This is a genomic window from Synechococcus sp. R5-15, from assembly GCF_047462035.1.
GTDB lineage: Bacteria > Cyanobacteriota > Cyanobacteriia > Thermostichales > Thermostichaceae > Thermostichus.
Map to the genome: position 1 here is coordinate 1 of NZ_JANSIK010000153.1, position 868 is coordinate 868.

General features: G+C 55.3%; 1 protein-coding gene and 1 pseudogene. Both read right to left on the reverse strand.

Annotation, left to right across the window (positions count from 1 at the left end; genetic code table 11):
• Positions 1-184 (reverse strand): annotated as a pseudogene (locus NW839_RS12045) (hypothetical protein); the annotation flags it as partial.
• A 173-nt stretch (positions 185-357) separates the two neighbouring features.
• On the reverse strand, positions 358-657 hold the full coding sequence (locus tag NW839_RS12050; protein WP_011433206.1) for a ferredoxin: 300 nt from the start codon (positions 655-657) through the stop codon (positions 358-360).
• Between the last annotated feature and the right edge of the window lie 211 nt (positions 658-868).

Here is an 868-nt window from a genome sequence, read left to right on the forward strand (position 1 = left end):
AAAACTGGGCCAGCATCGCCTGTCCTTCCCGCAGCTCTTGAATCAAAACCTGCTGGTTTTGTTGGACAAGGCGCAGCTCCTGCTGAGCGGCCTGCAATTCTCTTTGGGAGGCTTGCAATTCTCTCTGGGAGGCTTGTAGCTCCTGGATGGCTTGAATCAGCCACTGCTCTTGCTCAGGGGTCATGGTTGCTGAAGCACTACAGAATAAGGAAATCCTACCACTGCCAATTCTCCTCTCCCTCTGGGTGAGGGCCTCAGCAGCGCGGAGCGCTCGAACACCCCCTTGGGCCACCCAAAACAAAAACCCCTCTCTCTTTGGAAGAGGGGCTGGGGTTGAGGACGGAAATTCAAGCTCGATCAGTAAAGGGCTTCTTCTTGGTGGGTGATGATGGTGCAGTCGGAAGTAGGGTAAGCCACACAGGTCAGCACATAGCCCTGCTCGATCTGATCATCATCCAGGAAGGACTGATCGCTTTGATCCACCGTGCCGCTCACCAGCTTGCCAGCACAGGTCGAACAGGCACCGGCGCGGCAGGAATAGGGCAGCTCGATCCCTTGCTCTTCCGCCACGTCCAAAATGTACTCATCGTCCGGCACATCGATGGTGACGTTCAAGCCTTGCTCCTCGTTGATCAGAGTGACCTTATAGGTAGCCATCCTGGGTGTGTCTCCAGAAAAAACATCCACTCCTCATCCTGCCACCCTTCTGCCCCGGATCAAGCATCCTTTTGTGAGGAAATAGGCAAATCTTCCGGTTTTTTCCAGGTGGATCCGCAAAAGCCATGCCGGGCAAGGATTGTAAACTACCCGGCTCCGACCGCTAAGCGGTACGGAGCGGGCTTTCAGTAGCCCTGAGCCTGTTCTGCTC